General features: G+C 44.2%; 1 protein-coding gene and 1 pseudogene. Both read right to left on the minus strand.

The features are described 5' to 3' along the window. Positions 1 to 258 precede the first annotated feature (258 nt). On the minus strand, positions 259 to 1,110 hold the full coding sequence (locus AK963_RS29220; protein ID WP_066018756.1) for a site-specific integrase: 852 nt from the start codon (positions 1,108 to 1,110) through the stop codon (positions 259 to 261). Next, a pseudogene (locus AK963_RS36270) lies at positions 1,076 to 1,251 on the minus strand (IS256 family transposase); the annotation flags it as partial. The pseudogene AK963_RS36270 and the gene AK963_RS29220, both read right to left, overlap by 35 nt.

A 1,251-nucleotide genomic window follows, 5' to 3' on the forward strand; every position in this document is an offset into this window, starting at 1 on the left:
ATCAGAACCTGATGCACAGAGTTTTTGAGAAGTTAGGCTTGGCAATGAATGACGAAAAAGTCATGAATACTTATGAGGAGCTAAGTAGCTATGGTGCTATCGCTGCATAATAGTGTCCGGAGTATTGCCAAAAAAAATCCCAAAAAAAAGAGGCCAAAATAATGGTTTCTTTATTGTATTTAGGTTCGCGACCGTTGCTTGGCAATTGTCGCTTAATAAAAAGGCCTGTGAAGGCCTTTTTTTGTACCTTTGTTTTCTTCATCTCGTCCCTTTTACCTCCTGCGTCTTTCGAATGTAAACCTTCTTGGCTTCCAGAGTTTTGTGCCCAGATACCAGTCCTTCATGATCCGAAACCCCCTTTGCTTTCAGGTCATGGAAGTGCCATTTTTCTTCGATCAGCTTTTCAGTCAATGCTCTATTAATCAGATTTTGCCACTGGGTATCCAGTGTATTTTTGAGCATCTTCTTTCCGGGTTCCATCTGGATGCCCTTTCCCGGTTTGACATTGGGAGCTCCAAAGACATAGTCAAACTTCTCGCCTTGATTGTATTCGTCAAGTGTGGCCAGTGCTTTTTTCAGGCGAGGTGTCCAAAGGGTAATCTCATCCAGTGAGCCTTTTGCTCGCTTCAGCTGAACTCCTTGTTCTAATAATTGGTCTCGCTTCATATTGACCAACTCTGTTCTTCTGGCCCGGCAGATGTAAGCGAATTCCATCATTGCTTTCCAGTATGGGGTGGCCAGGTAGTAAACACAGCTATAATCTTCATCACTCACATAAACATCCTGGCGATTTGCTTTGGGTAATGCTTCCAGCTCTTTGGCGGGATTCTCCGGAATGCCTTCCAGATGATTTCGTCCCCAGCTCCAGGCACCTGAAATCAGTTTTCTAACGTGACTTACGGCTCCCTTTTTATCGGAATAACGCTCAAAAAAACGATTCAGAGCTGGTGGGGTGATTAGCCGTAGTGGGACTTGTCCAAACTCACCATAGATTTCAACAGGAAAGGCAATGACTTTGGGGATATACAGTCTTTGGGAGCCTGTAAATAATTCTGTGTAAACGCCACCAAAACTATTACTCCTTGAACCGGTCAGGAAACATAATTTCAAACCGGTTCATGGCTGCTTTCCAGTTCCTGATCGGCATGGTCCATTTCTCGGAAGCTTTTTCCATGGCCAGATAGATTACCTTCATGACTGACTCATCAGTCCGAAAAATCTTCCGGTTCTTGATCGCCTTACGAATGACGC

The organism is Endozoicomonas atrinae, assembly GCF_001647025.1.
GTDB classification, from domain to species: domain Bacteria; phylum Pseudomonadota; class Gammaproteobacteria; order Pseudomonadales; family Endozoicomonadaceae; genus Endozoicomonas; species Endozoicomonas atrinae.